Raw genomic sequence first — 26,251 nt, 5'->3', positions numbered from 1 at the left:
AAAAAAAGAGACCATCCATGAGCGACCGCCAATTCATCCCGATCCGCATCGCAGTGCTGACAGTTTCAGACACGCGCACTCTGGCGGATGACAAATCCGGGCAGACTCTTGTGGACCGCTTAACCGGCGACAAGCACATTCTCGCCGACCGCAAAATCCTTCCGGACGAGCGGTTCATGATTGCTGATCAGTTGCGGGCATGGTGTGACGATCCCGAAGTGGATGCCGTGATTTCAACCGGCGGCACCGGACTAACGGGGCGCGATGTCACGGTAGAGGCGCACCGCGATGTCTACGAAAAGGAAATTGACGCGTTCTCTACGTATTTCACCATGATCTCGGCTGATAAAATCGGCACCTCCGCCATCCAGTCCCGCGCCTGCGGCGGTGTAGCGAACGGCACCTATCTGTTTGCGCTGCCCGGCTCTCCCGGGGCGTGCAAGGACGGATGGGACGGCATTCTGCGACACCAGCTCGACTATCGCCACATGCCGTGTAATTTCGTGGAAATCATGCCCCGCCTGACCGAAGACCAGCGCCGCAAATGAGCGGCGGGTTCACCACGCTCGGCGAGTGGTCTGAAACAACAGGCACCGCAGCGGGAATCATTCTGATTGACCAGCACGACCGGCTGTTGATGCAGTTGCGCGATATAAACGAGCGCACAGCAGGGCCCGGATTATGGAGCATTTTCGGCGGACATGTGGAAACCGGAGAAACGCTTCAAGCGGCCGCAATACGCGAATTTGCCGAAGAAACCGGATTGTCCGTTCCCGAAAACAGGTTGGTTCCGCTGGCCCGTGCCGTGTCCCTGTTTGGCACCGGTCTTTACGCCTTCACGTTGCAGATGCAGATCGATCCAAAGGACATCCGGCTTGGCGAAGGTGCGGGATTTGCCTTTCTGACCCGATTACAGATAGAAAATCTGCCGCTGATGCCGGCTGCCGGACGGATCATTGCCCATTATTTTGCCCTGTCAGATGCCTCCCGTTGATTTTTTTCGGATTTGAGCGACTGAATACTAAGTACTTCACGTATAATAAGCGGATAATTCTGTCGCCTGCGGGCCTTCTTTAAGGGATATCGATGCGTTTTGTGACCCGAAGCCTGATTGGCTTGTTTCTCCTGACCTTGACGGTAGCGTTGCTGGCGCTGGCGGGAAACAGCCTTGTCTCTGCGCTGAAGGACCGAAACAGCGGTGGATTTGCCGGTCGGCAAGCCCGCGAGCGGGTTTTTACCGTGGAAGTTGCAGAACTGGCTCTTGGCAGCCACGCCCCTGAAATCCGCACCTTTGGCGAAGTAATCTCGGGCCGCACGCTGGAATTGCGCGCTGCTGCTGGCGGAGAACTGGTACAACTGTCTGAAAACTTCCGCGAAGGTGGCAGGGTCAGCGAAGGAGAGATCCTGTTCCAAACCGATCCGGCCAATGCGCGATCAAAACTGCTGCTGGCCGAAAACGAACTGGTTGAGACACAGGCAGATCTGCTGGACGCACGCCGAAACCTGACGTTAGCCGAAGACGAACTTGCTGCCGCGCAATCCCAGTTGGATCTGCGCAAAAAAGCCTTTGAACGACAGACATCGCTCAGCACCCGCGGATTAGGCACAGACACGGCAATGGAAACCGCAGAACTGGCAGTTTCGGCAGCGGAACAGGCGCTGCTGGCCAAACGCCTGTCACTGGCTAATGCGCAGGCCACGATCGCGCGTACCGTAACCCTGCTCGGTCGGCGCAAGATCAATCGCGACGAAGCCGAACGTATTCTGGAGGAAACCACCGTTCGCGCCGAGTTCGATGGTGTGCTGACCGGGGTGAGTGCGGTGCTCGGGCGGCTGGTTAATGCAAACGAGCAACTGGGTAGCCTGATAGATCCTGAAGCACTGGAAGTGTCCTTCAGGGTTTCGGCAAAAGAATATCGTGCCCTGATTTCAGGAAACAACGGGCTTGATCAGGCAGAGGTACTTGTTACCGGCCCGAACGGCGAAACGCTCTCGGGCCGCATAGACCGTGTCTCGGCAGCCGTCGCCGAAGGGACCACCGGCCGCGAGTTGTTTGCCAAATTGAACGGGGCGGCAAACCTCGGCATCCAGCCGGGCGATTTTGTTACCGTCGTGCTGCGCGAACCACCACTGCAAAATGTGGCGAAAATTCCTGCAACCGCAGCCACGACCGGAGGCGCTGTTCTCCTGCTCGACGATGAAAACCGTTTGGAAGAAGCCACTGTCTCAATTCTGCGCAAACAGGGTGATGATCTGATCGTGCGCCCTGACGGGCTGGAGGGGCGCCAGATTGTCCTGACCCGCGCCCCGCAACTGGGTGCCGGCATTCGGGTAGAACCACGCAGTGCCGGCGCGCAGGCCGCAAAAGCCCCTGCCGCTGCGAAACCGGAAGAGACCGTAGAAATCTCCGAGGAAGAACGGGCCAGACTGATTGCTTTTGTCACCGGAAACAACCGCATCCCCGAAGCGCGCAAAACCGCGATGCTGGAAACCCTGCGCCAGCCCCGTGTGCCCAAAGCCATGCTGGATCGGATCACGCAGCGGATGGGCGGCTAGATCATGGCGATGCGGCAGCTCCCCCCTGCGGCTGGCGGTGTGCTAAGCTATTTCACCCGACACCGGACCGCAGCAAACCTGCTCCTTGTATTGATGCTGGTGATTGGTCTTGGCTCTGTCACACAAATCCGCTCGCAATTTTTCCCCGATGTCATCGTGGACAGCATCTCTGTCTCTGTTGCATGGGACGGCGCAGGCCCCGAAGATGTCGACAATGGCATCGTTTCGGTTTTGGAACCCGCGCTTTTGTCTCTTGAAGGAATAGAAAGCACGAGCAGTTCCGCCACCCAAGGCAGCGCAAGGCTGACGCTGGAATTCGAACCGAATTGGGATATGGCGCGGGCCGCCGACGATGTGAAGTCCGCCGTGGACAGTGTAACCAATCTGCCAGAAGGCGCGGACGAACCCGTTATCCGGCGTGGCGCATGGCGGGACCGCGTCACCGATGTGGTGATTTCCGGCCCTGTTTCACCCGACCAGTTGGGGCGCTTTGCAGATGAATTTGTCGCCCGCCTGTTTCGCGCAGGCGTTACGCGCACCACCATTCGCGGAGTCGCGGCACCGGAGATCACAGTAAACGCGCCGGAACTTTCGTTGATCCGAAATGACGTCACCCTTGCCGAAATCGCTGCGGCAATTGCCGAAGAAGCCGAGACCGATCCCGCAGGCGATGTGGCCGGCGGCGCTGCACGGGTGCGCACCGGCATCGAAAAACGCAGCCCCGAACAGGTTCAGGATATCGTTGTGCGCTCCAACCGCGACGGCTCCAAACTGCGGGTCGGCGACGTGGCAGAAATCGAAGTTAAGGGCGTAACGCGGGACCGCAGCTATTACGTCGGAGACTTTCCTGCCGTATCAATCCGCGTTGACCGCGCCGATCAGGGCGATGCGATCCAGATGCAGCGACAGGTACAACAGATCGCGCAGGAGATGCAGCTTACCCTGCCCGAAGGCGTTACGGTTGAGCTGATCCGGACCCGCGCACAAGCGATTACCGACCGGCTGAACATCCTAGTAGACAACGGTCTGGTGGGGCTCGGGCTGGTTATTCTGTTGCTGTTCCTCTTCCTGAATGCCCGCACCGCCTTCTGGGTGGCGGCCGGTATTCCCGTGGCGATGTTCGCCGCCATCGCGCTGATGTTTGCCTTCGGGTTGACCATCAACATGGTCTCTCTCTTCGGCTTGATTATTACCCTCGGGATCGTTGTCGATGACGCCATCGTGGTGGGGGAACACGCGGATTTTCGGGCTAGGCACCTTGGAGAACATCCGGTGGAAGCTTCGGAAAATGCGGCAATACGCATGTCCGCACCGGTCTTCTCGGCGACCGTTACGACGGTTATCGCCTTCTTCGCGCTGACAGCCGTGGGCGGGCGGTTTGGCACGTTGATTGCCGATATTCCCTTCACGGTGATTGTGGTGCTGTTGGCCTCTCTGGTGGAGTGCTTTGTTATCCTGCCCCACCACATGTCCCACGCGCTCGCTGCGATTGACCAGAAACGCTGGTACGACTGGCCTTCAACCACGTTCAACAAGGGGTTTGACTGGTTCCGTCAAACAGTTTTTCGCCGGTTCGTTTCCCTTGTCCTGACCCTGCGCTATCCGGTTCTGGCGGGCGTTATTGTACTGCTGGCCCTGCAATCCGCGCTCTTCCTGACGGGGGAAGTGCGCTGGCGCTTTTTCAATGCGCCGGAGCAGGCATCGATTTCTGGCAATGTGGCAATGGTATCCGGTGCCACCCGCGCTGATACGCTGGAAATGGTACGCGAATTGCAGCGTGCGGTGCGGGATACCGCAGCCGAATACGAAAAAGAATACGGCATAAACCCTGTCACTTACGTGCTGGCAGAAGTGGGTGGCAATACGGGGCGCGGTCTGGCTGGGTCTGATACCAAAGATGCAGACCAGCTCGGCTCTATTGCGGTAGAGCTGATTGATGCGGACAGCCGCCCCTATACCTCTTTTGAACTGGTGGCAGCGATCCAGCAGAACGTTCGGGAGCACCCGCTTGTAGAAACCGTCAGCTTTCGCGGCTGGCGCTCTGGTCCGGGTGGAGACAGCCTCGACATCCAGATTTACGGGGCTGATGCCGATACGCTGAAACAGGCCTCGCAAGCTTTGAAAGCAGCTGTGGTGCAATATCCCGAAGTCTCGGCGGTGGAGGACAACCTCGCCTACGACAAGGAAGAACTGGTGCTGGAGCTGACCCCGCAGGGGCAGACGCTGGGCTTTACCATTGATGCCATCGGGCGGGAGCTGCGCAACCGCCTGAACGGGATCGAGGCCGCCAGTTTCCCAGTTGGCGTGCGCACCGGAGAAATCACCGTGCGCCTGCCGGAATCCGAACTGACGGCGGATTTTCTGGACCGCACAAGGCTGCGCACCCCGAGTGGTACCTACGTGCCCCTGTCCGATGTGGTCAGCGTAGATACGAGCATCGGGTTTTCCACGGTACGACGGGAAAACGGGATCAGGCTGATCAATGTCACCGGTGACATATCCGAAGACGATCCCGCCCGCGCGGCCTTTGTCGAAAACCAGATCCGCGAAGTCATCATGCCCGCCATCGCGGCTGATCTCGGGGTGGAGTGGCGCATGGGCGGGCTGGCAGAGCAGGAGCAGGAGTTCCTGTCGGATGCGATGCTTGGCTTTGGTCTTTGTCTGCTCGGAATTTACCTGACGCTGACATGGATATTTGCAAGCTGGACGCGGCCATTGGTGGTGATGGCTGTCATTCCTTTCGGTCTGATCGGGACAATCTACGGCCATTATGTCTGGGGCGTATCCCTGTCCATGTTCTCGGTCGTCGGGCTGATCGGCATGTCGGGGATCATCATAAACGACAGTATTGTACTGGTCTCTACCGTGGATCAATATTCCCGCAATCGCGGTCTGGTGCCTGCAATCATTGACGCCGCCGTAGACCGTCTGCGCCCCGTCCTGCTGACCACGCTCACCACAGTTCTGGGACTGGTGCCGCTGCTGTACGAAGGGTCGCGGCAGGCGGAATTCCTGAAGCCGACGGTGATCACGCTTTGCTACGGTCTGGGCGTTGGGCTGTTTCTGGTTCTGTTGGTGGTGCCGTCGCTGTTGGTGGTGCAACAGGATGTGGGACGGCTGTTCAAATCCTACCGCCGCGCTGGGTTCGGGCGCCACCGCGCGCGGGGGCAGCGCATCATCCTTCTCGGGGCCAGTCTTGTTAGTGTTGCGCTGCTGACTGCGACGATCGGCTTGCAAATCGCAACAGGTGCAACGGCGGCGTGGATACCGTCCCTGCTGGCACGTTTGAACCTTTCAAACCTGACCGCGTTACCGGAAAGCCTGCTGTCCCTTACGGTGCTGCTGACCGGATTGATCCTCACTCTGCTGGCCGCCTTTGGCGCAAGTCTGGTTTTGAAACAGCGCAGCCGGCAGGGTTAAATCAATAAGTTCAGGCGTCCCGCAACCACACTTCCGGCTCAGCACGTTCTGACATGAAGCCATTCACAGGATGGGCCGTGTCAGGCAGTCCGATGGCCAGACCCGCGAACAGCATTTCTTCCGCCGGAGCAGAGACAAAATCCGACACGAATTTATGCTGTGTGCACCACGCCTCCTGCGGACAGGAACCGAGCCCTGCTTCCTCCAGCAGGAGCATGACTGTAGCAAGATACCCGCCAAGATCGCTCCACTGGGCCGCGCCCATGTCCCGATCCACGAAAAGAAACGCCGCTACCGGCGCCCCGAAAAACTGGAAGTTGTTGGCAAACCATTCCAGCCGCTTCTGTTTGTTCTCTCGCGGGATGCCCAGTCGGGCATACATGGTTTCCCCGACGCCAAACCGCTGACTGCGGTAGGGTTCCTTCATCGGGGAAGGATAAACCGGATACTCCGGTGCATCGACTAAACCCTTCGCCGAACGTTCAGCCATCTGCGCTTTGAAATCCGCCATGCGGTCGCCATGCAACAGATAGAGCCGCCACGGCTGCACGTTCCCGCCCGATGCGGCGCGGGCTGCCTTGACAAGGACTTCGCGCACCAGATCGGGATCGACCGGCTGCTCCAGAAACGCGCGGCAGGAGCGGCGTTGTGCTACGGCTTGTGAAACATTCATGAGCTTACGTCTTCCACTGCGTCCAAAATCAGTTGCAGGCAGGCAATGTCGGAAAACCGGTGATCTGCCCCCTTTACGAAGGTCAGTCTGATATCCCCGCCGGTTGCGTGGTCCAGAATGCGCAGCGGCACGGACATTGCCACATCCGTATCTGCCGTACCATGCAGCAGGCGCACCGGAAACGGCAGGTTCAGCGGGTCGCGCAGAACCAGATGGTTGCGCCCGTCCTCAATCAGTTTACGGGTGATAACGTAAGGCCCGTCATCGTATTCACTGGGCAGTTCCACCCGCCCCCGTTCAATCAATGCCGTGCGCTGCGCCCCGTCGAACCCCGCCCACATGCTGTCTTCGGTGAAGTCCGGTGCAGCGGCAATGCCCACCAGCCCCTTGATCCGCTCGGGTTGTGCGCGGGCCACCAGCAAAGACATCCAGCCGCCCATTGAACTGCCGACAAGAACCTGAGGCCCTTCTGTCAACTGGTCCAGAACCGCCAGCGCATCCGCCGACCAGTCCCCTATGCATCCGTCTGTAAACGCCTCGGAGCTTTCGCCGTGACCGGAATAGTCAAACCGCAGGAACGCCCGCCCCCGTGCTTTCGCCCAGTCTTCCAGATAAACGGCTTTGGTGCCTTCCATATCGGACTTGAAACCGCCCAGAAACACGATCCCCGGTCCGGTCCCAGCCGTCTTGTGGTAGGCAATGCGCCGTCCGTTTGCTTCCAGATAATCAACCATTTAAATCTCCTGCCATTGTCCCGGTTCTAACCCGTCGAGCGTCCAGTCGCCAACGGAATAGCGGATCAGACGCAGCGTCGGATGACCGACGGCTGCTGTCATGCGCCGCACCTGCCGGTTGCGTCCTTCCCGAATGGTCAGGGAAATCCAGCAATCCGGCACGGATTTGCGGAAACGGACCGGCGGGTCACGGGTCCACAGGCCCGCAGGTTCTGCCATCCGCTCGCACTCTGCCGGGGCGGTTAGGCCATCTTTCAGGGTGACACCCTTGCGCAGGGCCGCAAGGGCCGCGTCATCGGGTTCGCGCTCGACCTGCACCCAGTAGGTTTTCGGCGCTATGAACTTCGGCGATGCGATACGGTTTTGCAGCTTTCCGTCATCTGTAAGGACCAAAAGCCCCTCGCTGTCCCGATCCAGCCGACCCGCAGCATAGACACCGGGCTTGTTAATGAACTCTGCCAGACTGCGATGCCCCCCTTCAGAGGTAAACTGCGACAGCACGTTGAAGGGTTTGTTGAAAAGGATCGTGGTCATGCGGCTTGCCTGTTGCTTTGACGCGGGGCCATCTGTCTGCTGCACTACACAACAGAGCCTTGGGTTCGTGTCTTGCCAAACTAGTGCATGAAGCTGCAAGCACGTGCAACCGTCTGAAAGACAATTCCAAATCTTGACAAGGACGCAGGGAATCTCCAGAACCGCGGCAACATAACCGCAACCGGGCGTTTCGTAGGCGCCAAAATGATGGAGGAGCCGACAAATGGCCGACATTACCCTTACCCTTCCCGATGGCGCAGAGCGCGTTTACCCCGCAGGGATCACCGGCGCAGAAGTGGCCGCGGATATATCCAAATCCCTGTCCAAAGCCGCGTTTTCCTGCTCCGTAAACGGCGAACACCGCGACCTGTCCCGCAGTATCGACGAAGACGCAGACTTCGCGATTTACACCATCAAGGACGATGCTCAGGCGCTTGAACTGATCCGCCACGACTGCGCCCATATCATGGCCCGCGCCGTGCAGGAAATCTGGCCTGATGTAAAAGTCACCATCGGCCCTGTGATCAAAGACGGCTGGTATTACGATTTCGACCGCGAAGAGCCTTTCACCCCCGAAGACCTCGGCGCGATTGAAAAGAAAATGCGCGAGATCATCAACAAACGCGAGCCTGTGACCACAGAAGTCTGGGACCGCGACCGCGCTGTCCAGTTCTACAAGGACAATAACGAACCCTATAAGGTTGAACTGATCGATGCCATTCCGGGTGATGAACCCTTGCGCATGTACTGGCACGGGGACTGGCAGGATCTTTGCCGTGGTCCGCACCTGCAACACACCGGTCAGGTTCCGGGTGACAGTTTCAAGCTGATGTCGGTGGCAGGGGCCTACTGGCGCGGGGATTCCAACAACGCCATGCTGCAACGCATCTATGGCGTGGCTTTCAAGAACAAGAATGACCTGAAAGCCCATCTTCTGATGCTGGAAGAGGCCGCGAAACGGGACCACCGCAAGCTGGGCCGCGAAATGGACCTGTTCCACATGCAGGAAGAGGCACCGGGCCAGATTTTCTGGCACCCGAACGGCTGGAAAATCTACACCGCACTGCAAGACTACATGCGCCGGATGCAGGACAAGAACGGCTATGTAGAGGTGAACACCCCTCAGGTGGTGGACCGCAAGCTCTGGGAAGCCTCGGGTCACTGGGAAAAGTATCAGGAAAACATGTTCATCGTCGAAGTGGATGAAGAACACGCCCGCGAAAAAGCGGTCAACGCCCTGAAGCCGATGAACTGCCCGTGCCACGTGCAGATTTTCAATCAGGGCCTGAAATCCTATCGCGACCTGCCGCTGCGCATGGCGGAGTTCGGTTCCTGCAACCGCTACGAACCGTCCGGCGCCTTGCACGGCATCATGCGGGTGCGCGGCTTTACGCAGGATGACGGTCACATCTTCTGTGCCGAAGACCAGATCGAATCTGAGACCGCAATCTATATCGAGTTTCTGTCCAAGGTTTACAAAGACCTCGGATTTGAAAGCTTCAAGGTGAAATTCTCGGATCGTCCCGAAACGCGCTCAGGCTCGGACGAGGTTTGGGACAAGGCGGAAGAAGCGCTGTTGTCTGCCACCCGTAAGGCAGGGATCGAGCCGGAACTGAACCCCGGTGAAGGTGCTTTCTACGGCCCTAAACTGGAATTCGTTCTGACCGACGCCATCGGGCGTGACTGGCAGTGCGGCACCCATCAGGTGGATTTTGTGCTTCCCGAGCGGCTGGACGCCACCTTTATCGGGCAGGACGGTAACAAACACCGCCCTGTGATGCTGCACCGCGCGACCCTTGGTTCGTTTGAACGGTTCATCGGTATCCTGATCGAATCCCACGCAGGCAAGCTGCCGTTCTGGCTGGCCCCGCGTCAGGTTGTTGTGGCGTCGATTATTTCAGACGCGAATGATTACGTCCACGAAGTGGTTGCCGCGTTGCGCGCTACAGGCGTGCGCGCCGAGGCGGATATCCGCAACGAAAAGATCAACTACAAAGTCCGTGAACATTCCCTTGGCAAGGTTCCGGTGATCCTTGCGATCGGCATGAAGGAAGTCGAGGAGCGCACGGTTTCTGTACGCCGACTGGGGGAAAAGCAAACCTCGGTTCAGGCGCTGGACGCAGTGCTGTCAGACCTCTCGGCCGAGGCTACACCTCCGGACATGCGCTAGGTCAGGATGCTGACCGCCGCACCAAAGTTGAACACGGAACGGCTGATCCTGCGAGCACATCGCTTGCAGGATTACGCAGACTCTGCGGCGATGTGGGCTGACCCGAAGGTCAGCAAATACATCTTGCCCGAACCGGCCACCCCTGCCGAAAGCTGGTCCCGCTTTCTGCGCTACGCCGGACACTGGCAGATGTTGGGGTTCGGATATTGGTGCGTGACGACCCACGACGAACGTTTTGTCGGTGAAATCGGCTTTGCCAACTACAAGCGGGACATCCGCCCTGCACTTGGCGACACCCCCGAAGCAGGCTGGGTGCTCGCACCCTGGGCGCAGGGGCAAGGCTTTGCCCGCGAAGCCATGAACGCGGCACTCGATTGGGCCGATACCCGTTTTGACCAAACTGTCGCGATTTTTCATCCGGCACATGATGTCTCGCAGAAACTGGCAGAGCGACTCGGATACAGAAAATCGCACACGGCCCACTATATGGGCGGCGATACGATTGTTATGCAGCGCCCCAACCCGAAGTGACCTAAAGGAAGCGCGACCTTTTCGTCACAAATCTGTTGCATTTATCACAAAGCCGCGGCATCCGCCCCGCCAGCACGCCGCATTTCTGCCCGAATCCGCCAGCAGGCTGAACCTGCTAGCGCCCCGCAGAGTGGCGCGTCATTTCAGAGGCAGAGCAAATGGCATCCCAGTACCACCCCACAGAAAATCCGCGCAAACAACCGCATGAAGACACATGCACCAACGCACCGGACCCGCATGTCCTGCGCACATCCCAAACCCTGCGGGCCAAAGCCGAAGTACTCCCGTCGCGACCGGACGAAAAGGAACAGGCCCCCCGTAAAGGTGCCCTGTTCAACGTCCTACAGGCCCGCTACGGCTGAACCCACGCACGCCAACCACCGATCTGTTGACTCGCCACACGCGCACTAAGCCACAGGGACAGGCCCAAGCCTGAAACCACGGCAACCGCGATACCAAACCATACGCCCCATGTGCCAAGGTCCAGAACCCGCACAAACAGCCAGCTGAAGCAGAATACTGCCAACCCTTGCCGGTAAATCCCGACCCAAAGCGTATAAACCGGCTTTTGCAGCGCCTGCAGAAACGAATTCATCGCGAACAGTACGATGTAAACCGGAAGGATGAACCCGTCCACGCGCAGATATTGCGCGCCGATGCGGATCACTTCAGGATCGTCACTGAACACTGCAACGGCATAGGGTGCAGCCACCCACAGTACCACCGATCCGCAAAACATCAGCACAATCCCTGCCTTGCAGCAGAACCACAATGCCTCTCGCACACGGTCGAAATTCCCTGCCCCGAAGTTCTGCGCCACAATCGGCAACAAGGCCCCCGTTAACCCGAAGCCGGGCAAAAGGACAAGCTGTTCCACCCGCAGCCCGATGCCATATGCCGCCACCGCAGCCCCGCCAAAACCCTTGAGGAAATACTGCACGACAAAACCAGCGAGCATCATGACAATCATGGTGAAACTGGTCGGCAGCGCCTGTTGCGTGATCTGGTTGATCCATTTGGCGCGGGGCCGGAACACCGCTGTTTGCTTGTGTGCCATCACATCCGAGGTAAACACACGGTAAAGGATAAACACCATCACCCCCGTCTGACTGACCGCAGTGGACAGGGCAATTCCGTTAAATCCGATGCCGTCGATGACGCCGGGAATGCCGAAGATAAACAGAGGGTTCAGCCCGAGGTTCACAAAAAAAGAGGCGATCTGCGCGTGCTGCATGGATTTCATATCACCCTGCGCCCCGAGGATGCCATTTGCACTGAAAGCCACCAGAAAGCTTGGCGCAGCGAATAGCAGGACCTGCAAATAGGACTGTCCGGCCGCGCGGTAGGCACCCGGTTCAGAGACAATCGCCAGCATATAAGGCATCGCAATAAAGCCAACCACTGCCAGAACAGCCGAGGCCAGTATGGAATAGGTGATCCCCTGACAGGCAATCCGTTTGGCCTGCCCGCCCCGCTTTTCCCCCAGCGCCTTACCCACCAGCGCATTCAGCGCTGCATTCAGCCCGAAGCCGAAGGCGATCATGACAAAGAACACCTGAAAGGAAATCGCCAGTCCGGCCTGCGCATCAGTGGAGATCATACCGGCGTAAAACGTATCCACCACATTATAAAGTGTCGTGAACACCATACCGATGGCCATTGGCACTGCCAATGTCCGGAAATGACCGGAAACCGGCCCTGTCGTCAGGTCACGGGATTGGGACATTTCACGCTCCTTGATGTATCCCGACCAGCGGTCGCACGGTTCCGCCCCCCTGTCGAGCATCAATCCACCTTGACGTGAAGCCGGACTCGCGGCATCACGCGCCCATGCTTATCTATAAAATCTTCCGCTCCGATGAATGGGCCGCGATGCAGGCCGCAGGCGAAACGCTGGGTGCGCCGGTGGATCTGGCCGACGGCTTTGTTCATTTCTCCACCCGTGAACAGGCCCGCGAAACCGCCGCCCGCCATTTTGCGGGGGAAACCGGCCTCTGGCTGATTGCCGCAGATACAGAAGCGATGGAAAAACTGGAATGGGAAACCTCCCGCGGCGGGGCGAAATTCCCCCACCTCTACGCGCCGTTCCGCATAGACCATGTCGCTTGGGCCGAAGAACTGCCCCTTGGCGCGGACGGTCATGACTTTCCGGTGAAGATGACATGACACTGGCAGAGCGTCTGGCACTGGCGGCCATGTACCGGATTGACCCCGAAACCGGCCACGGGCTCGCCATCAAGGCGTTGCAACTGGGTCTAACGCCGAAATCCGGCCCTGTCACCTCTCCGCGCCTGCAAACCTCGCTGGCCGGCTTGTCCCTGCCCAACCCGATCGGGCTGGCGGCCGGATTTGACAAGAACGCCACCGCCGTTGCACCGCTGCTGCAATCGGGCTTCGGCTTTATCGAAGTGGGCGCAGCCACCCCAAAACCGCAAAGCGGCAATGACAAACCCCGCCTGTTCCGCCTGCGCGAAGACGCCGCTGCCATCAACCGTTTCGGCTTTAACAACGACGGGGCCGAAGCGATCGCCAACCGGCTTGCACAGCGCAGCGACAGCGGCATCGCCGGTCTGAACCTTGGCGCCAATAAAACGACAGAGGATAAGGCCGCCGATTTCTGCAAGGTGCTGGAACGCTGTGCACCCTATATCGACTTTGCGACTGTGAATGTCTCTTCGCCCAACACCGAGAAACTGCGGGACTTGCAGGGCAAAGCGGCCCTTGCCTCGCTGCTGTCTGACGTGATGCAAACCCGCGCCGCGCTGGAGCGTCCCCTGCCGGTTTTCCTCAAGATCGCGCCTGATCTTAACAGCGCGGATCTCGAAGACATCGCGGAAGTCGCTACATCCAGCGGCATCAGCGGGATCATCGCCACCAACACAACGCTGTCCCGAGAAGGCCTGCGCAGCGCGGATCGGGATCAGCAAGGCGGACTTTCGGGTCAACCCCTGTTTGAACGTTCCACCCGCATACTGGCACAGCTTGGCCATTTGACCGGCGACAAAATCCCGCTGATCGGCGTCGGTGGTGTTTCCAATGCAGAACAAGCCTATGCCAAAATCCGCGCCGGCGCCTCTGCCGTGCAACTCTATACGGCGCTTGTTTACGGGGGATTGTCCCTTGCTTCCCAAATCGCGCGGGATCTTGACCGGTTGCTTGAACAGGACGGTTTCGCAAGCGTCGCCGATGCAGTGGGCACTCAACAGGAGAAATGGTTATGAGCGTTACAATCTGGCACAATCCGAGATGTTCCAAATCCCGCCAGACGCTGGAACTGTTGACAGAGGCCGGTCACGCCCCCGAAATTATCCGCTATCTCGAAACGCCGCCAAGCGAGTCAGAGCTTGAAAACGCACTGGCCTTGCTGGGCCTCCCTGCGATTGACCTGATGCGCAGCGGCGAGAAACGCTTTCGCGAACTCGGCCTGACCAAGACGGGCGACGAAGCAACGCTGATCGCGGCCATGGCAGAAAACCCGATCCTGATCGAACGCCCCGTGGTCTTTGCCAACAACCGCGCCGCCATTGGCCGCCCGCCGGAAGCTGTCTTGGGCCTGTTCAGCTAGCCCACAAACTTCAATGTTCCCAAAATACTCTTAAGCCGCGCTGTTAACTGCCCGCATCCCTCTCCAGAGCCGGATACCGGATAGCAAGGGTCACGCCGCGGGCGACAAAGAAAATCAGCAGGCTGGCCCAAAGCCCGTGGTTTCCAAACGGGCCAAGCAGCAACCAGACCGACATCAGATAGATCGCAAAAGACACCACCATCATATTGCGCATGTCGCGGCTTCGGGTCGCCCCGATAAAGATGCCATCCAGCATCCATGACGGGCCGCCCAGAAACGGTGCCAGCACCATCCAAAACAGATACTCCCGCGCCTCTGCCTGCACCGCAGGCGCTTTAGCCATCAGATCAATCAGCCAGCCGCCCCAGACTGCGAAGAATACCGACAGGATAACAATCACGATCGCAGCCCAAAAGCTGGTCAGCGCCACGCTGCGCCGCAGGGACGTGCGGTCCTTCGCGCCCAGCGCCTGCCCGATCAGCGCTTCAGCGGCAAAGGCAAACCCGTCCATGCCGTGGGATGTGATGAACAGGAACTGGATCAGCACCTGATTTGCCGCCAGCGTTGTGTCATCAAAAGAGGACCCCAAAAACAGGAATGACACAAAGCCGATCTGCAACAGCACCGAGCGGATCATAATGTCCGAATTCACCAAGGCCATGCGCCGCAGGATCACGCGATCAAACACCACTGCCCAGTTGCGCCAGTAATCACCGGAAAATCCGTCACGCACCAGCCACAGGCCAAGCATCAGCCCGCTGGCTTCGGCAATGACAGTCGCAATTGCCACACCCTCTACGCCCCAGCCCAGTTGCAGAACGAACAGCAGGTCCAGCAGGATGTTCACTCCGTTCATCCAGATCTGCAAAACAAGTACTGCCTTGGTGCGTTCATGGGCGATCAGCCAGCCGGTTAGCCCGTAAATAGCAATGGCAGCAGGGGCGCTCCAGACCCGAATGGCAAGATACCCCTGCGCCAGCCCCTCCACCTCGGGCGAGGCCGGCGCGATCAGAAAGGCCGCAGAAAAGACCGGCACCTGAAACAGGATGAACCCGACGCCCGCCAGCAGGCCGATCATCAGGCTACGCACCAAAAGGGCGCAGACCTCCCCCCGATCCCGCGCGCCGATGGCTTGCGCGGTCAGTCCAGCTGTTCCCATCCGCAAAAAGCCGAAAATCCAGTAGATCGCCGTGAGGATGATTGCCCCGATCCCGACCGCACCAATCGGGGCGGCCAGCCCCATCTGCCCCACAACGCCGGTGTCCACCGCCCCGAGGATCGGAACCGTGGCATTGGAAATCACAATAGGCACCGCCACATTCAAAACCCGGCGGTGGGTCAGACGCATCCTGCCTTCCGCCTGAGTGTGGGGGGGAAGCGGCTCAGCCAACCGTGTCGAGCCGTGGCATCAGGAAATGCCCCGTTGCCTGCGCAAACAGGCGGGCACGATTGTCCTGCCATGCCTCTACGTGCACACTGGCGTAGCGTCGACCGGAGCGGTTGACCCGCGCACGGGCATAACAATCCCTTGGCAGGCCGGAGCGCAGGTAATCTACTGTAAAGTCGATGGTCTTGGGCAGCCGAAGATAACCCGAAGCTGTCACGTTATCCGCATCCAGCTTGTCGTCTTCCATCGCGGTCCATGCCCGTTGCCAAGCCAGTTCGATCAGCGCGGCAGTCTCAAGAAAAGATGCGGTAGCCCCGCCATGAATGGCCGGAATCGCCGGATTGCCGATCAACTTCTCTTCGAACTGCATAACAGCTGTCAGTTCATCGCCGCGCCGGTCAAAAGTAATGTTAAGGAACTTGATGTAGGGAATGCTGTCCACCAGCGCTGCAAGCACACCGTCCCGACGCTGTTTGACCGCCTGTAAAGATTCCGGCTTGTTCATGCTGCTGCTCCGCTTTTGTCCGCCGCCTTGCCCTTGCCGGCCTTTCTGCTTTTACTGAATACGAAGGCCCCTGTCGCAGTCGCAACCGGATTTTCGGGATCGTCCTCGTAAGCAATGGCGCGGACGAACGCGACTGTGCTCGTTGCCTTATAAACGTGGGCCTTGGCGAAGATACGCTCTCCGGGTTTGGCAGACCGCATATAGTCCATACGCAGATCAATCGTTGCTGTCGGGCTGACACATTCTGGGTGCAGGTTCACGGCAAAGCCACAACACGTGTCCATCAGCGCGGAAACCGCGCCTCCGTGGACCACACCAGTTTCGGGATCGCCGACAATCTGGGGATCATAGGGCATGGACATCACCGCTTCCGAGATGCCTGCCTCGTCAATCCGCATATCAAGAGCATGGCAGAACGGCAGCGCTGACATAAATTTCTTCGCTACAGCCACCCGTTGGCGGAGTTCTTCTTCGGTCATCGGTCTGTGCGTCCCTTCCTGAAACGAAAACCCCGAGCGATATTCGCCGGAATATCTCTCTTGGTTACGTCACTGATATTTAACTTGCAATTCACTTCACAAGTCCTAATTTTTCAACCTAGGACACAGCATAACAGCTGCAACGGCAGTTGTAGCACAGCGCCACCCGGCTACAATGCTCTTGCGGTTCCAACCCTTGCAGACTTTCGGGATGTGATGTTTTCCACGAAAAAGCTGAACCCATCGGCCGCATTTGCAAGCTATATAAATCCGGCAATTCCTGCGTTTGGTGTGGACCGCAGTTTACTTTTTTCACGTCGCAAGTCCCCTGACTCAACCCGTTTTGCAGTGCGGAACAGGGTTTCGTATTGCAAACCTCCCCTGGTTTGGTAAATTTCGCCCAAATCTTCCTGGGAGGAATGAACAGTATGCCGGGCGACCGCTTGAACCTGAAGGAGATGTGCGCGAAATTCGATGTGACCACGCGTACGCTCCGTTATTATGAATACATCGAACTGATTTTCCCTGAAAAAGAGGGCCGTACCCGTTTTTACGGCCCAACCGAATTTGCCCGCATGGAGCTGATTCTGCGGGGCAAACGCTGGGGCTTCAGTCTTGAAGAAATCCGCCAGTGGCTGGAGATGTACGACAAGGAAAACCAGCAGAACCAGTTGGAAGCGCTTATGGAGATGGCCGATCGCCAGCTTGTAGAACTGGAAGAGCGTTATGCCCAACTGGCTGTAACACTGGACGAACTGCGAGAATTGCGCGCGCGCACCGAAGAGCGCCTTCAAAACGCCCGTATCACCGGCAAAGCCAGCTGAATACCTGTGGCAACCTGCGGGAATTTGCCGGTTTCCATAAAAATTGACCCGTAAAGGTTGAAGTAACGCTGCGTCTCTTTACGTAAACGTAATGCACAATCCGAGATTTTGTGTTACGTTTACGTTCACGTAAGCATCACGATTCAACTTTGAACCCGAGGTCAATCATGTCTGAACCCCGTAAGACTATTCGCCAGATGTGCGAAGAATATGATGTAACCCCGCGTACTTTGCGGTTTTACGAATCAAAAGAACTCTTGTCCCCGCTCCGCGACGGACAAAAACGCCTCTATGGCAAAAGATCCCAAGCTCGCCTGAAACTGATCCTTCAGGGCAAGCGATTCGGCTTTTCACTGGAAGAAATCCGCCAGTTGCTCGATCTCTACTATATCGGCGACCAACAGCGCACCCAGCTGACAGAAACCTATGAACTGGCACAAGAGCGTCTGGCTGCCATGAAGCAGCAGCGCGACGAGTTGAACCAGACCATCGCAGAATTCGAGAAACAGCTCGAATGGGGCGCTGACTTCATAGCCAAAACATTCGCGCAGGAAGCCGCAGAGTAAACCTGCGCAACCTGCACCCCTACCATTCAATTCCAAAGACCAAGGAACACGCTAATGCCAACCTATACCGCGCCCACCAAAGACATGGCCTTTGTCCTGCATGACGTTCTTGACGTCGCGAACGAAAAAATTCCCGGTTACGAAGACCTGACGCCTGACTTTACCTCCGCCGTTCTGGAAGAAGCCGGCAAGATCACCGGCGAGGTTATCGCGCCGTTGAACGTTGTGGGCGACAAGGAAGGCTGCAAGCTGGAAAACGGTGTGGTGCGCACCCCCACCGGCTTTAAAGCTGCATTTGACCAGTTCCGCGAAGGCGGCTGGACCGGCATTGCCTCTGACGAGAAATACGGCGGACAAGGTATGCCTTACCTGCTGGGGATGGCTGTGTCTGAAATGGTTTCTTCTGCAAACCAGGCCTTCGGGATGTACTCCGGTCTGACCAACGGCGCATATGCTGCGATCCACGCCCATGGCACGGATGAACAAAAAGAAACCTACCTGCCGAAAATGGTGTCCTGCGAATGGACCGGCACCATGAACCTGACAGAATCCCACTGCGGCACCGATCTCGGCCTGATGCGCACGAAAGCGGATCCGCAAGAGGACGGTTCTTACAAGATCACCGGCCAGAAGATCTTCATCTCCTCGGGCGAGCACGACATGTCCGATAACATCATCCATCTGGTTCTGGCGAAAATCGCTGGCGGGCCGGAAGGCATCAAGGGCGTGTCCCTGTTCATCGTGCCCAAATTCATGGTCAACGAAGACGGGTCTTTGGGGGATCGCAACGGTGTTGCTGTCGGCTCTATCGAGGAAAAGATGGGCATCCACGGGAATTCGACCTGTGTAATGAACTATGACGGGGCTACCGGTTACCTGCTTGGCACCGAACACAAAGGTATGCGTGCCATGTTCACCATGATGAACCATGCGCGTCTGGGTGTGGCGATGCAGGGGCTGGCGCAGGCGGAAGCGGCTTATCAGAACGCGGTGATCTACGCCAAGGACCGCCTGCAAGGCCGCGCTGTGACCGGCGTTGAAAACCCTGACGGACCGGCTGATCCGCTGATCGTGCACCCCGACGTGCGCCGCAGCCTGATGGATCAGAAATCCTTCGTCGAAGGCGCCCGTGCATTTGTTTACTGGGGCGCAATGATGATCGACCGCGCCGAGGAAAACGGCGACAAAGACGCTGACGGACTGATCTCCCTGCTGACTCCGGTTCTGAAAGGGTTCCTGACCGACAAGGGCTATGACATGACAGTTCAGGCCCAGCAGATTTACGGCGGTCACGGTTATATCGAAGAATGGGGCATGTCCCAGTTCACCCGCGATGCCCGTATTGCCATGATCTATGAAGGCGCGAACGGCGTTCAGGCGCTGGATCTGGTGGGCCGCAAGCTGGCACAGGATGGCGGCAAACACGTCATGGCCTTCTTTGACATGGTGAAAACCTTCATTTCCGAGAATAAGGAAAACGAAGCGATTGCCGATTTCATTGCACCGCTCAAACAGGCCTCCAAGGATCTGCAAACTGCCGGTATGTTCTTTATGCAGGAAGGCATGAAAAACCCGAACGCGGCGCTCTCCGGTTCTTCGGACTTTATGCACCTGTTCGGCCATGTCTGCATGGGGCTGATGTGGGCGCGTATGGCAAAAGCCGCAACGTCTGCACTTGACGCTGGCACCGATGATCCAGAGTTCTACAAGAACAAGCTCATCACGGGTCGTTACTATATGCAGCGCCAGCTGCCTGCCACTGGCATGCACCTTGCGCGGATCCAGTCCGGCGCAGAAAACGTGATGGGTTTGGACGCGGAAGCGTTCTGAGCAACACATTGAAGATTCGGGTGGCATCACTGCCACCCTCTCACGTTAAGGGAGAGAGACCATGACCATCCCCAACCTGTCGTCTGAATGGATGACGGACGAGCACAAGATGCTCGAAGAGATGACAACCCAGTTTATCGAGACCGAATGGGCGCCAAAGTTCGAAAAATGGCGCAAACAAGGTGAAATGGATCGTGAAACCTGGCAACAGGCCGGTGAACTCGGCCTGCTTTGCCCTTCTATCCCGGAAGAATACGGCGGGGCCGGTGGCGATTTCGGCCATGAAGCGGTGATCCTGATGGCCGGTTCGCGTCAGAACCTTGCAAGCTGGGGCCACGGCATCCATTCGGGCATTGTTGGCCACTACATCCTGCATTGCGGTACGGAAGAGCAGAAGAAACGCTGGCTGCCCAAGCTGGTTTCCGGCGAGCTGGTCGGCGCACTTGCCATGACCGAGCCTTCCGGCGGGTCCGATGTGCAGGCGATCAAAACCAAGGCGATCAAGGATGGCAACAGCTATAAACTGAACGGCCAGAAGACCTTTATTACCAACGGCCAGCACGCGAATCTTATCCTTGTGGCAGCCAAAACCGACCCGAGCCAAGGGGCCAAGGGCACATCCCTGATGGTTCTGGAAACAGACGGGGCCGAAGGTTTCCAGCGCGGCCGCAATCTGGACAAGATCGGCATGAAAGCCGCTGATACGTCAGAGCTGTTTTTCGACAACGTGGAAATTCCGCCAGAGAACCTGCTGGGCGGCGAAGAAGGCCGCGGCTTCTACCAAATGATGCAGCAGCTTCCCCAAGAACGTTTGATCATCGGCTGTGGCGCGGTTGGCGCAATGGAAGGTGCGGTGGCGAAAACCATCGAGTACTGTAAAGAACGCCAAGCCTTTGGCGGACCTCTGACCCAGTTCCAGAACACCCGTTTCAAACTGGTGGAATGTGCAACCAAAACACAGGTGGCACGGGCCTATCTCGACACGCTGATCGCTGCCCACCTGCGCGGCGAACTGACTGTGGAACAGGCGGCTATGTCGAAATACTGGCTGACCGACACCCAAGGCGAAGTTCTAGACGAATGTCTGCAATTGCACGGCGGTTACGGCTTTATGTCGGAATATGCTGTAGCAGAAATGTACACTGACGCCCGCGTACAGCGTATTTACGGCGGCACCAACGAGATCATGAAAGAACTGGCGAGTCGTTCGCTCTGATAACAGCACTGCTCCGGCCCTTGGGGCCGGAGCTTCCCGAATTGCGCGGCCGGGGGAAGCCCCCCAGCCGTAAACTCTTAAAAAGGACGGAACATGGCTGATATGAAACTCTACTGTATGGGCGAAAGCGGAAACGCCTATAAATGCGCCCTCCCGCTTGAACTTGCCGGCCTCAACTGGGAACCGGTCTGGGTCGATTTCTTTAACGGCGAAACCCGTACCCCCGAATTCCGCAAGGACATTTCGGTTATGGGCGAGGTTCCTGTGCTGGTACATGGCGATGTCAAACTGACGCAATCCGGCGTCATTCAAAGCTACATCAGTGAATTGACCGGAAAATTCGAAGGCGAAACCGCCCAGGAAAAACGCGAAGTGCTGCGCTGGGTGCTTTGGGACAATCACAAGATGTCCTCTATGGCCGGCATGACCCGTTTCCTCATGAACTTCCTGCCGGAAGACAAACGCCCGCAAGAAGTCATCGGCTTCAATCTCGGCCGCCTGAAGGCAGCTTACGGCGTTCTCGACGCAGCCCTTGAAGGCCGCGACTGGCTGGTGGGCAACGGTCCGACCCACGCCGATTTCTCGTGCTGCGGCTATCTTTTCTACCCTGAAAACTTCGGCTTTGACCGGAATGAATGGGCCAATATCAACCGCTGGCTTGGCAATATCGAAGGATTGGAGGGCTACAAGACGCCTTACGATCTGATGCCTCGCTCGGCTGCCTAAACCGAACAACCAACTTAAGGGACCATACACATGACCCACGATGCTTATATCTATGACACTGTCCGCTCTCCGCGGGGCAAAGGTAAAAAAGACGGCTCCTTGCACGAAGTCTCTGCCGTGCGTCTGTCCGCCGAAGTCCTGAACCAGCTTCAGGCCCGTACCGGCTTTGACAGCAAGGATGTAGACGATCTGATTTGGGGCAACGTGTCCCAGGTCGGGGAACAGGGCGGCTGTCTGGCCCGCTCTGCCGTGCTCTACTCCGATCTGGACGAAAGCGTTGCCGGTGTGTCTGTAAACCGCTTCTGCGCCTCCGGTCTGGAAGCCGTTAACATGGCCGCCGGTCAGGTGATGGGCGGCATGGGCAATGCCTATATCGCCGGTGGTGTAGAATCCATGTCCCGCGTACCGATGGGTTCGGACGGTGGCGCGATTGCCGTTGATCCCACACTGGCCATGAAAGCCTATTTCGTACCGCAAGGCATATCCTCGGACATTATCGCCACCAAATACGGCTTCAGCCGTGACATGTGTGACGAATACGCCGTGGAATCCCAGAAGCGTGCGGCACAGGCGCAAAAGGATGGCCGGTTTGACAAATCCATCTTCGGAATCACAGACCAGAACGGTTTGGAAATCCTCGGCCACGACGAAATGGTGCGCGGCGAAACCAACATGCAAACGCTCGGCGCTCTGAACCCGTCGTTCAAAGCGCAGGGCGAAGTCATGCCCGGTTTTGATGCCATTGCCCTGCTGAAATATCCGGAGCTGGAAAAGATCAACCACGTGCACCACGCGGGCAACTCTTCGGGTATTGCTGACGGCGCGGCCGCGGTTCTGATCGGCAACAAGGAATTCGGTGAAAGAAACGGGTTGAAACCCCGTGCACGGATCAAGGCGACTGCCAAAATCGGCACCGACCCGACCATCATGCTGACCGGTCCTGTTCCTGTCACCGAACGGATTCTGGAACGCACAGGTATGAACATCGGTGACATCGACCTGTTCGAAGTGAACGAAGCTTTCGCCTCTGTGGTGCTGCGGTTCCAACACTACTTCAACGTGGATCACGCCAAGCTGAACGTGAACGGCGGCGCAATCGCTATGGGCCACCCGCTCGGCGCGACCGGCGCTGTGATCCTTGGCACGTTGCTGGACGAAATGGAACGCTCTGACAAGGAAACCGGTCTGGCCACATTGTGCATCGGCTCCGGCATGGGTGCAGCCACCATACTCGAGCGCGTTTGATCGCGTCCCGAAACAGACACAGATAGAGAAAACACATGACAGATTTTCACTACAAACTCGACGACGACGGCATTGCCATCATCACATGGGACTGCCCCGACAAATCCATGAACGTCATGTCCGAAACCGGCTTTGCCGAGTTGAACGGCCATATCGACACGGTTCTGGGCGATGATGCGATCAAAGGCGCGATCATCACCTCCGGCAAGGACAGCTTCGCCGCCGGCATGGACCTGACGGTTCTGGCGGAATGGAAGGAAAAGGGCGGCGACAATCCGGCCCGCGCGCTGATGGACGGCGTGATGCAGGGCCATGAGGTGATGCGCAAAATCGAACGCGCAGGCATGGATCCGAAAACCAACAAGGGCGGCAAACCGATTGTGGCCGCGATGCCCGGCACCGGTCTTGGCATCGGTCTGGAAATCCCGCTGGCTTGCCACCGCATCTTTGTGGCGGATAACCCCAAGGCGAAAATCGGCCTGCCCGAAATCATGGTCGGCATCTTTCCGGGCGGTGGTGGTACCACCCGTCTGGTGCGCAAACTGGGCGTGATGAACGCTTCTTCCTTCCTGCTGGAAGGTAAAACCGTCGCGCCAGCCAAAGCCAAAGCTGCCGGCCTGATCGACGAGGTTGTGCCTGCGGACGAACTGATTTCTTCCGCCAAGGCATGGATTGAATCCGCCACAGACGCCGATCTGGTGAAACCGTGGGATGCCAAAGGCTATAAGATGCCGGGCGGCACCCCTTACCACCCCGCCGGTTTCATGACGTATGTCGGTGCAACCGCGATGGTCCACGGCAAGACCCAAGGCGCCTTCCCTGCAGCCAAAGCCATGCTCGCCGCCGTCTATGAAGGTGCATTGGTCCCGTTTGACCAAGCGATCCGGATTGAGGCCCGCTGGTTTACCAACATCCTGCTGAACCCCTCCTCCAGCGCCATGATCAACAGCTTGTTCATCAACAAGGGTGCTTTGGAAAAAGGTGCTGTGCGTCCCAAAGGCATTCCCGACCAGTCCGTCAAGAAAATCGGCGTTCTGGGCGCTGGCATGATGGGCGCAGGTATCGCACTGGTTTCTGCTCTGGCCGGGATCGAAGTGGTTCTGATCGATCAGAGTCAGGAAGCCGCCGACAAGGGCAAAGCCTATTCCGAAGCCCATGCCGACAAGGGTATCGCGCGGAAGAAATCCACGCCCGAAAAGAAAGAAAAACTGCTTTCTCTGATTACTGCAACCACCGATCTTGAAGCGCTCAAAGGCTGTGACCTGATCGTTGAAGCAGTGTTCGAGGATGTGGGCGTGAAAGCGGAAATGACCAAAAAGGTAGAGGCTATCGTGGGCGAGGATTGCATCTTTGCCACCAACACCTCCACCCTGCCGATCACGCAACTGGCCAAAGCTTCTGTACGCCCAGACCAGTTCATCGGCATCCACTTCTTCTCTCCCGTGGACAAGATGCTGCTGGTGGAAATCATCAAAGGCAAGGAAACCGGTGATCGCGCTGTGGCCAAGTCGCTCGACTTTGTGCGCCAGATCCGCAAAACGCCGATCGTGGTCAACGACGAGCGTTTCTTCTACGCAAACCGCTGCATCATCCCTTATGGTGCCGAAGCAAACCGGATGGTGGCCGAAGGGGTGGAACCTGCCCTGATCGAAAACGCCGCCAAGCAACTGGGCTTCCCGCTCGGTCCGCTTCAACTCGGGGATGAGACCTCGATTGATCTGGCAGAAAAGATCATGCGCGCGACCAAAGCTGCCCTTGGCAACGCCTATCCAGCCTCAAACGGCGATGATGTAGTGCAAAAGCTGTTCGACATGGGCCGTCTGGGACGCAAAACCAAAGCCGGTTTTTACGAATACGACGAAAAGGGTAAACGCACCGGCCTGTGGAAGGGCCTTGGCGATCACTTCCCTGTTGCAGAAGACCAGCCCAGCCTGACAGACGTGCAACACCGTCTGGCAATGGCACAGGTTCTTGAGGCGGTTCGTGCGCTGGAAGAAGGTGTGCTGGAAGACATCCGCGAAGGCGATGTGGGGGCGATCCTCGGCTGGGGCTTCATGCCCTGGTCCGGCGGTCCGTTCTCGTGGCTTGATATCCTCGGCTCGCAAAAAGCCGTCGACATCTGCGAAGACCTCGCCGCCCGTTACGGCGACCGGTTCACCCCCCCTGCCCTGCTGAAGGAAATGGCCAAAAACGGCGAGAGCTTTTACGGTCGCTTCGGGGCAGAGTCCAAAGCCGCCTAAGCGCATAGCAGCAGGCCAAAAAGAAAGCCCCGCAGCAACCTGCGGGGCTTTTTTAATTGTTACAGCCGCCTTCTTCTGGCGAAAAATATCCCGGGGTCAGGGGCAGCGCCCCTGAATAAAGCTCGCCGGTTACTTTTGCAGGGCGACCCGCTTGTTCGGCTTTTCACGCCAAAGAACCAACAATCCGCCGCCGATGATCAGCAGGACACCGGGGAAGATCTTGTCAAACGGCGCTTCGCCAAAAACAAGCCAGCCCATGGTGAAAGCAGAAATCAGTCCGAAGTAGTTGAACGGCGCCAGCAGGCTCGGCTCTGCCATACGTACGGAAACCAGCATACAGATCACGCCGCAGCCCCCCAAAAGGGCCATGATGGTGATCTGGATTGCATCCTGCATATTGTCGATCCCCGCAAATCCGGTGGTGGCCAGCACAACGATCACATTTACAACAGCCGCCGCCACGGCCGAATACAGATACAACAGGGCGTTTGACACTGAAGTATCCACCAACCGTACCGTTACCATCGACAAGGCATAGCAGAAGGCCGCGGCAAGAGGCAGCAGAGCGTACAGGTTAAAGCTGTCTCCCGTGGGCCGCACGATCCAGACCGCCCCCGCAAAACCCAGAACAACCGCAACAGACCGCCAGATCCCCACCCGCTCGCCCAGCAAGGGAATCGACAGTAGGACCACGAACAGGGACATGGTGTAACCAAGTGCCGCGACCAGTGCGAATTCTGCCTGACCGAGCGCGATGTACCAGAACAGCTGCGCCAGTGTCACCATCAGCCCGCGCCCGAAAGCCAGTTTCCACTGGGGGATCATCAGACCGCGGGGATGAGTGCGCAATTCGCCACTCCAGAGCATCAGGATAATCGCAGGTATCATGCCGATCACATTGCGATAGGCTGACAGTTCCAGCGCACTGTATCGGGGCAGAAGTGTCTTGATGAACACTGACATCCCGTCGAGAAACACAATCCCGAGCAACAGCACCAGAAGTGCGCGCACCAGATTGGAGCGGAAGAACCCGCTCACCAAGCGGCCCTC

At 57.9% G+C, this 26,251-nt stretch carries 25 protein-coding genes; 17 read left to right on the top strand and 8 right to left on the bottom strand.

The features are described from left to right. Positions 1-17 precede the first annotated feature (17 nt). The 4 genes from moaB to C0U40_RS03795 all read left to right on the top strand — a co-directional run bounded on the left by moaB (position 18) and on the right by C0U40_RS03795 (position 5,976). Positions 18-548 (top strand): molybdenum cofactor biosynthesis protein B, encoded by a 531-nt coding sequence (moaB, locus tag C0U40_RS03810; RefSeq protein ID WP_101654389.1) that lies wholly within the window; start codon positions 18-20, stop codon positions 546-548. Continuing rightward, entirely contained in the window at positions 545-994 is a 450-nt protein-coding gene (locus tag C0U40_RS03805) for an NUDIX domain-containing protein (RefSeq protein ID WP_101654388.1), read from the top strand. The genes moaB and C0U40_RS03805 overlap by 4 nt, the downstream gene beginning before the upstream one ends. A gap of 92 nt (positions 995-1,086) precedes the next feature. Beyond that, positions 1,087-2,556: an efflux RND transporter periplasmic adaptor subunit gene (locus C0U40_RS03800; protein WP_101654387.1), complete on the top strand. Its 1,470-nt coding sequence runs from the start codon at positions 1,087-1,089 to the stop codon at positions 2,554-2,556. Between the two features lie 3 nt (positions 2,557-2,559). Continuing rightward, the gene (locus C0U40_RS03795) at positions 2,560-5,976 is read left to right on the top strand and encodes an efflux RND transporter permease subunit (RefSeq protein WP_101654386.1); all 3,417 of its coding nucleotides are present in this window, start codon (positions 2,560-2,562) and stop codon (positions 5,974-5,976) included. A gap of 10 nt (positions 5,977-5,986) precedes the next feature. On the opposite strand, the gene C0U40_RS03790 is transcribed toward C0U40_RS03795, so the two are convergent. Genes C0U40_RS03790 through C0U40_RS03780 form a run of 3 tightly spaced genes read right to left on the bottom strand, consistent with a single transcriptional unit; the run spans position 5,987 to position 7,917 of the window. Further along, positions 5,987-6,649, bottom strand: coding sequence for a nitroreductase (locus tag C0U40_RS03790; RefSeq protein WP_101654385.1), 663 nt, complete (start codon positions 6,647-6,649; stop codon positions 5,987-5,989). Next, complete coding sequence (locus tag C0U40_RS03785) at positions 6,646-7,383, bottom strand: alpha/beta fold hydrolase (RefSeq protein ID WP_101654384.1); 738 nt, start codon at positions 7,381-7,383, stop codon at positions 6,646-6,648. Before C0U40_RS03785 ends, C0U40_RS03790 begins: the two co-directional genes overlap by 4 nt. Further along, entirely contained in the window at positions 7,384-7,917 is a 534-nt protein-coding gene (locus tag C0U40_RS03780) for a pseudouridine synthase (RefSeq protein ID WP_101654383.1), read from the bottom strand. A gap of 223 nt (positions 7,918-8,140) precedes the next feature. Between C0U40_RS03780 and thrS the strand changes: the two genes are divergently transcribed. The 3 genes from thrS (at position 8,141) to C0U40_RS03765 (ending at position 10,980) form a co-directional block, all read left to right on the top strand. Continuing rightward, complete coding sequence (gene thrS, locus C0U40_RS03775; protein WP_101654382.1) at positions 8,141-10,087, top strand: threonine--tRNA ligase; 1,947 nt, start codon at positions 8,141-8,143, stop codon at positions 10,085-10,087. Positions 10,088-10,093: 6 nt separating this feature from the next. Beyond that, entirely contained in the window at positions 10,094-10,618 is a 525-nt protein-coding gene (locus C0U40_RS03770; protein WP_101654381.1) for a GNAT family N-acetyltransferase, read from the top strand. Positions 10,619-10,776: 158 nt separating this feature from the next. Further along, on the top strand, positions 10,777-10,980 hold the full coding sequence (locus tag C0U40_RS03765) for a hypothetical protein (RefSeq protein WP_101654380.1): 204 nt from the start codon (positions 10,777-10,779) through the stop codon (positions 10,978-10,980). Here C0U40_RS03765 and C0U40_RS03760 read toward each other — a convergent pair. Further along, positions 10,971-12,344 carry an MATE family efflux transporter gene (locus C0U40_RS03760; RefSeq protein ID WP_101654379.1) on the bottom strand — a complete coding sequence of 458 codons (1,374 nt, stop codon included), beginning with the start codon at positions 12,342-12,344 and terminating at the stop codon, positions 10,971-10,973. The two genes, C0U40_RS03765 and C0U40_RS03760, sit on opposite strands and share 10 nt — an antisense overlap. A gap of 104 nt (positions 12,345-12,448) precedes the next feature. Here C0U40_RS03760 and C0U40_RS03755 point away from each other — a divergent pair, with 104 nt between their 5' ends. From C0U40_RS03755 to arsC, 3 genes are read left to right on the top strand one after another with little or no spacing between them, the layout of a single operon-like run. Beyond that, the gene (locus tag C0U40_RS03755; RefSeq protein WP_101654378.1) at positions 12,449-12,784 is read left to right on the top strand and encodes a DUF952 domain-containing protein; all 336 of its coding nucleotides are present in this window, start codon (positions 12,449-12,451) and stop codon (positions 12,782-12,784) included. Continuing rightward, entirely contained in the window at positions 12,781-13,839 is a 1,059-nt protein-coding gene (locus C0U40_RS03750; RefSeq protein ID WP_101654377.1) for a quinone-dependent dihydroorotate dehydrogenase, read from the top strand. The genes C0U40_RS03755 and C0U40_RS03750 overlap by 4 nt, the downstream gene beginning before the upstream one ends. After that, positions 13,836-14,183 (top strand): arsenate reductase (glutaredoxin), encoded by a 348-nt coding sequence (gene arsC / locus C0U40_RS03745; RefSeq protein WP_101654376.1) that lies wholly within the window; start codon positions 13,836-13,838, stop codon positions 14,181-14,183. Before C0U40_RS03750 ends, arsC begins: the two co-directional genes overlap by 4 nt. A 43-nt stretch (positions 14,184-14,226) precedes the next feature. On the opposite strand, the gene C0U40_RS03740 is transcribed toward arsC, so the two are convergent. From C0U40_RS03740 to C0U40_RS03730, 3 genes are read right to left on the bottom strand one after another with little or no spacing between them, the layout of a single operon-like run. Beyond that, positions 14,227-15,531 carry an MATE family efflux transporter gene (locus C0U40_RS03740; RefSeq protein WP_101654375.1) on the bottom strand — a complete coding sequence of 435 codons (1,305 nt, stop codon included), beginning with the start codon at positions 15,529-15,531 and terminating at the stop codon, positions 14,227-14,229. A 34-nt stretch (positions 15,532-15,565) separates the two neighbouring features. Beyond that, complete coding sequence (locus C0U40_RS03735; protein WP_101654374.1) at positions 15,566-16,075, bottom strand: PaaI family thioesterase; 510 nt, start codon at positions 16,073-16,075, stop codon at positions 15,566-15,568. Further along, positions 16,072-16,554, bottom strand: a complete 483-nt coding sequence (locus C0U40_RS03730) for a PaaI family thioesterase (protein WP_101654373.1) — start codon at positions 16,552-16,554, stop codon at positions 16,072-16,074. The genes C0U40_RS03735 and C0U40_RS03730 overlap by 4 nt, the downstream gene beginning before the upstream one ends. A gap of 428 nt (positions 16,555-16,982) precedes the next feature. Between C0U40_RS03730 and C0U40_RS03725 the strand changes: the two genes are divergently transcribed. From C0U40_RS03725 to C0U40_RS03695, 7 genes are all read left to right on the top strand, one after another. Beyond that, the gene (locus C0U40_RS03725; RefSeq protein WP_101654372.1) at positions 16,983-17,378 is read left to right on the top strand and encodes a MerR family transcriptional regulator; all 396 of its coding nucleotides are present in this window, start codon (positions 16,983-16,985) and stop codon (positions 17,376-17,378) included. Between the two features lie 167 nt (positions 17,379-17,545). Then, positions 17,546-17,944 carry a MerR family transcriptional regulator gene (locus C0U40_RS03720; protein ID WP_101654371.1) on the top strand — a complete coding sequence of 133 codons (399 nt, stop codon included), beginning with the start codon at positions 17,546-17,548 and terminating at the stop codon, positions 17,942-17,944. Positions 17,945-17,998: 54 nt separating this feature from the next. Further along, positions 17,999-19,774, top strand: a complete 1,776-nt coding sequence (locus C0U40_RS03715; RefSeq protein WP_101654370.1) for an acyl-CoA dehydrogenase C-terminal domain-containing protein — start codon at positions 17,999-18,001, stop codon at positions 19,772-19,774. Between the two features lie 61 nt (positions 19,775-19,835). Continuing rightward, entirely contained in the window at positions 19,836-20,990 is a 1,155-nt protein-coding gene (locus C0U40_RS03710; protein ID WP_180957606.1) for an acyl-CoA dehydrogenase family protein, read from the top strand. Between the two features lie 93 nt (positions 20,991-21,083). After that, positions 21,084-21,716 (top strand): glutathione S-transferase family protein, encoded by a 633-nt coding sequence (locus tag C0U40_RS03705; RefSeq protein ID WP_101654369.1) that lies wholly within the window; start codon positions 21,084-21,086, stop codon positions 21,714-21,716. Positions 21,717-21,746: 30 nt separating this feature from the next. Further along, the gene (locus C0U40_RS03700; RefSeq protein ID WP_101654368.1) at positions 21,747-22,961 is read left to right on the top strand and encodes an acetyl-CoA C-acetyltransferase; all 1,215 of its coding nucleotides are present in this window, start codon (positions 21,747-21,749) and stop codon (positions 22,959-22,961) included. A 35-nt stretch (positions 22,962-22,996) separates the two neighbouring features. Then, complete coding sequence (locus C0U40_RS03695; protein WP_101654367.1) at positions 22,997-25,201, top strand: 3-hydroxyacyl-CoA dehydrogenase NAD-binding domain-containing protein; 2,205 nt, start codon at positions 22,997-22,999, stop codon at positions 25,199-25,201. Between the two features lie 129 nt (positions 25,202-25,330). Here the strand turns inward: C0U40_RS03695 and C0U40_RS03690 are convergent, their stop codons facing one another. Next, positions 25,331-26,239, bottom strand: coding sequence for a DMT family transporter (locus C0U40_RS03690; protein WP_286134761.1), 909 nt, complete (start codon positions 26,237-26,239; stop codon positions 25,331-25,333). Positions 26,240-26,251 lie beyond the last annotated feature (12 nt).

The organism is Neptunicoccus cionae, assembly GCF_002860325.1.
Taxonomy (GTDB): domain Bacteria; phylum Pseudomonadota; class Alphaproteobacteria; order Rhodobacterales; family Rhodobacteraceae; genus Amylibacter; species Amylibacter lutimaris.
Note: the sequence above shows the minus strand (reverse complement) of the source record. Positions and strands in the feature narration are given on the sequence as shown.

What these genes read in the sequence shown, in the direction of transcription:
- moaB (WP_101654389.1), top strand. Translation starts at nt 18, where the DNA reads ATGAGCGACCGCCAATTCATCCCGATCCGCATCGCAGTGCTGACAGTT.
- C0U40_RS03805 (WP_101654388.1), top strand. Translation starts at nt 545, where the DNA reads ATGAGCGGCGGGTTCACCACGCTCGGCGAGTGGTCTGAAACAACAGGC.
- C0U40_RS03800 (WP_101654387.1), top strand. Translation starts at nt 1,087, where the DNA reads ATGCGTTTTGTGACCCGAAGCCTGATTGGCTTGTTTCTCCTGACCTTG.
- C0U40_RS03795 (WP_101654386.1), top strand. Translation starts at nt 2,560, where the DNA reads ATGGCGATGCGGCAGCTCCCCCCTGCGGCTGGCGGTGTGCTAAGCTAT.
- C0U40_RS03790 (WP_101654385.1), bottom strand. Translation starts at nt 6,649, where the DNA reads ATGAATGTTTCACAAGCCGTAGCACAACGCCGCTCCTGCCGCGCGTTT.
- C0U40_RS03785 (WP_101654384.1), bottom strand. Translation starts at nt 7,383, where the DNA reads ATGGTTGATTATCTGGAAGCAAACGGACGGCGCATTGCCTACCACAAG.
- C0U40_RS03780 (WP_101654383.1), bottom strand. Translation starts at nt 7,917, where the DNA reads ATGACCACGATCCTTTTCAACAAACCCTTCAACGTGCTGTCGCAGTTT.
- thrS (WP_101654382.1), top strand. Translation starts at nt 8,141, where the DNA reads ATGGCCGACATTACCCTTACCCTTCCCGATGGCGCAGAGCGCGTTTAC.
- C0U40_RS03770 (WP_101654381.1), top strand. Translation starts at nt 10,094, where the DNA reads ATGCTGACCGCCGCACCAAAGTTGAACACGGAACGGCTGATCCTGCGA.
- C0U40_RS03765 (WP_101654380.1), top strand. Translation starts at nt 10,777, where the DNA reads ATGGCATCCCAGTACCACCCCACAGAAAATCCGCGCAAACAACCGCAT.
- C0U40_RS03760 (WP_101654379.1), bottom strand. Translation starts at nt 12,344, where the DNA reads ATGTCCCAATCCCGTGACCTGACGACAGGGCCGGTTTCCGGTCATTTC.
- C0U40_RS03755 (WP_101654378.1), top strand. Translation starts at nt 12,449, where the DNA reads ATGCTTATCTATAAAATCTTCCGCTCCGATGAATGGGCCGCGATGCAG.
- C0U40_RS03750 (WP_101654377.1), top strand. Translation starts at nt 12,781, where the DNA reads ATGACACTGGCAGAGCGTCTGGCACTGGCGGCCATGTACCGGATTGAC.
- arsC (WP_101654376.1), top strand. Translation starts at nt 13,836, where the DNA reads ATGAGCGTTACAATCTGGCACAATCCGAGATGTTCCAAATCCCGCCAG.
- C0U40_RS03740 (WP_101654375.1), bottom strand. Translation starts at nt 15,531, where the DNA reads ATGCGTCTGACCCACCGCCGGGTTTTGAATGTGGCGGTGCCTATTGTG.
- C0U40_RS03735 (WP_101654374.1), bottom strand. Translation starts at nt 16,075, where the DNA reads ATGAACAAGCCGGAATCTTTACAGGCGGTCAAACAGCGTCGGGACGGT.
- C0U40_RS03730 (WP_101654373.1), bottom strand. Translation starts at nt 16,554, where the DNA reads ATGACCGAAGAAGAACTCCGCCAACGGGTGGCTGTAGCGAAGAAATTT.
- C0U40_RS03725 (WP_101654372.1), top strand. Translation starts at nt 16,983, where the DNA reads ATGCCGGGCGACCGCTTGAACCTGAAGGAGATGTGCGCGAAATTCGAT.
- C0U40_RS03720 (WP_101654371.1), top strand. Translation starts at nt 17,546, where the DNA reads ATGTCTGAACCCCGTAAGACTATTCGCCAGATGTGCGAAGAATATGAT.
- C0U40_RS03715 (WP_101654370.1), top strand. Translation starts at nt 17,999, where the DNA reads ATGCCAACCTATACCGCGCCCACCAAAGACATGGCCTTTGTCCTGCAT.
- C0U40_RS03710 (WP_180957606.1), top strand. Translation starts at nt 19,836, where the DNA reads ATGACCATCCCCAACCTGTCGTCTGAATGGATGACGGACGAGCACAAG.
- C0U40_RS03705 (WP_101654369.1), top strand. Translation starts at nt 21,084, where the DNA reads ATGGCTGATATGAAACTCTACTGTATGGGCGAAAGCGGAAACGCCTAT.
- C0U40_RS03700 (WP_101654368.1), top strand. Translation starts at nt 21,747, where the DNA reads ATGACCCACGATGCTTATATCTATGACACTGTCCGCTCTCCGCGGGGC.
- C0U40_RS03695 (WP_101654367.1), top strand. Translation starts at nt 22,997, where the DNA reads ATGACAGATTTTCACTACAAACTCGACGACGACGGCATTGCCATCATC.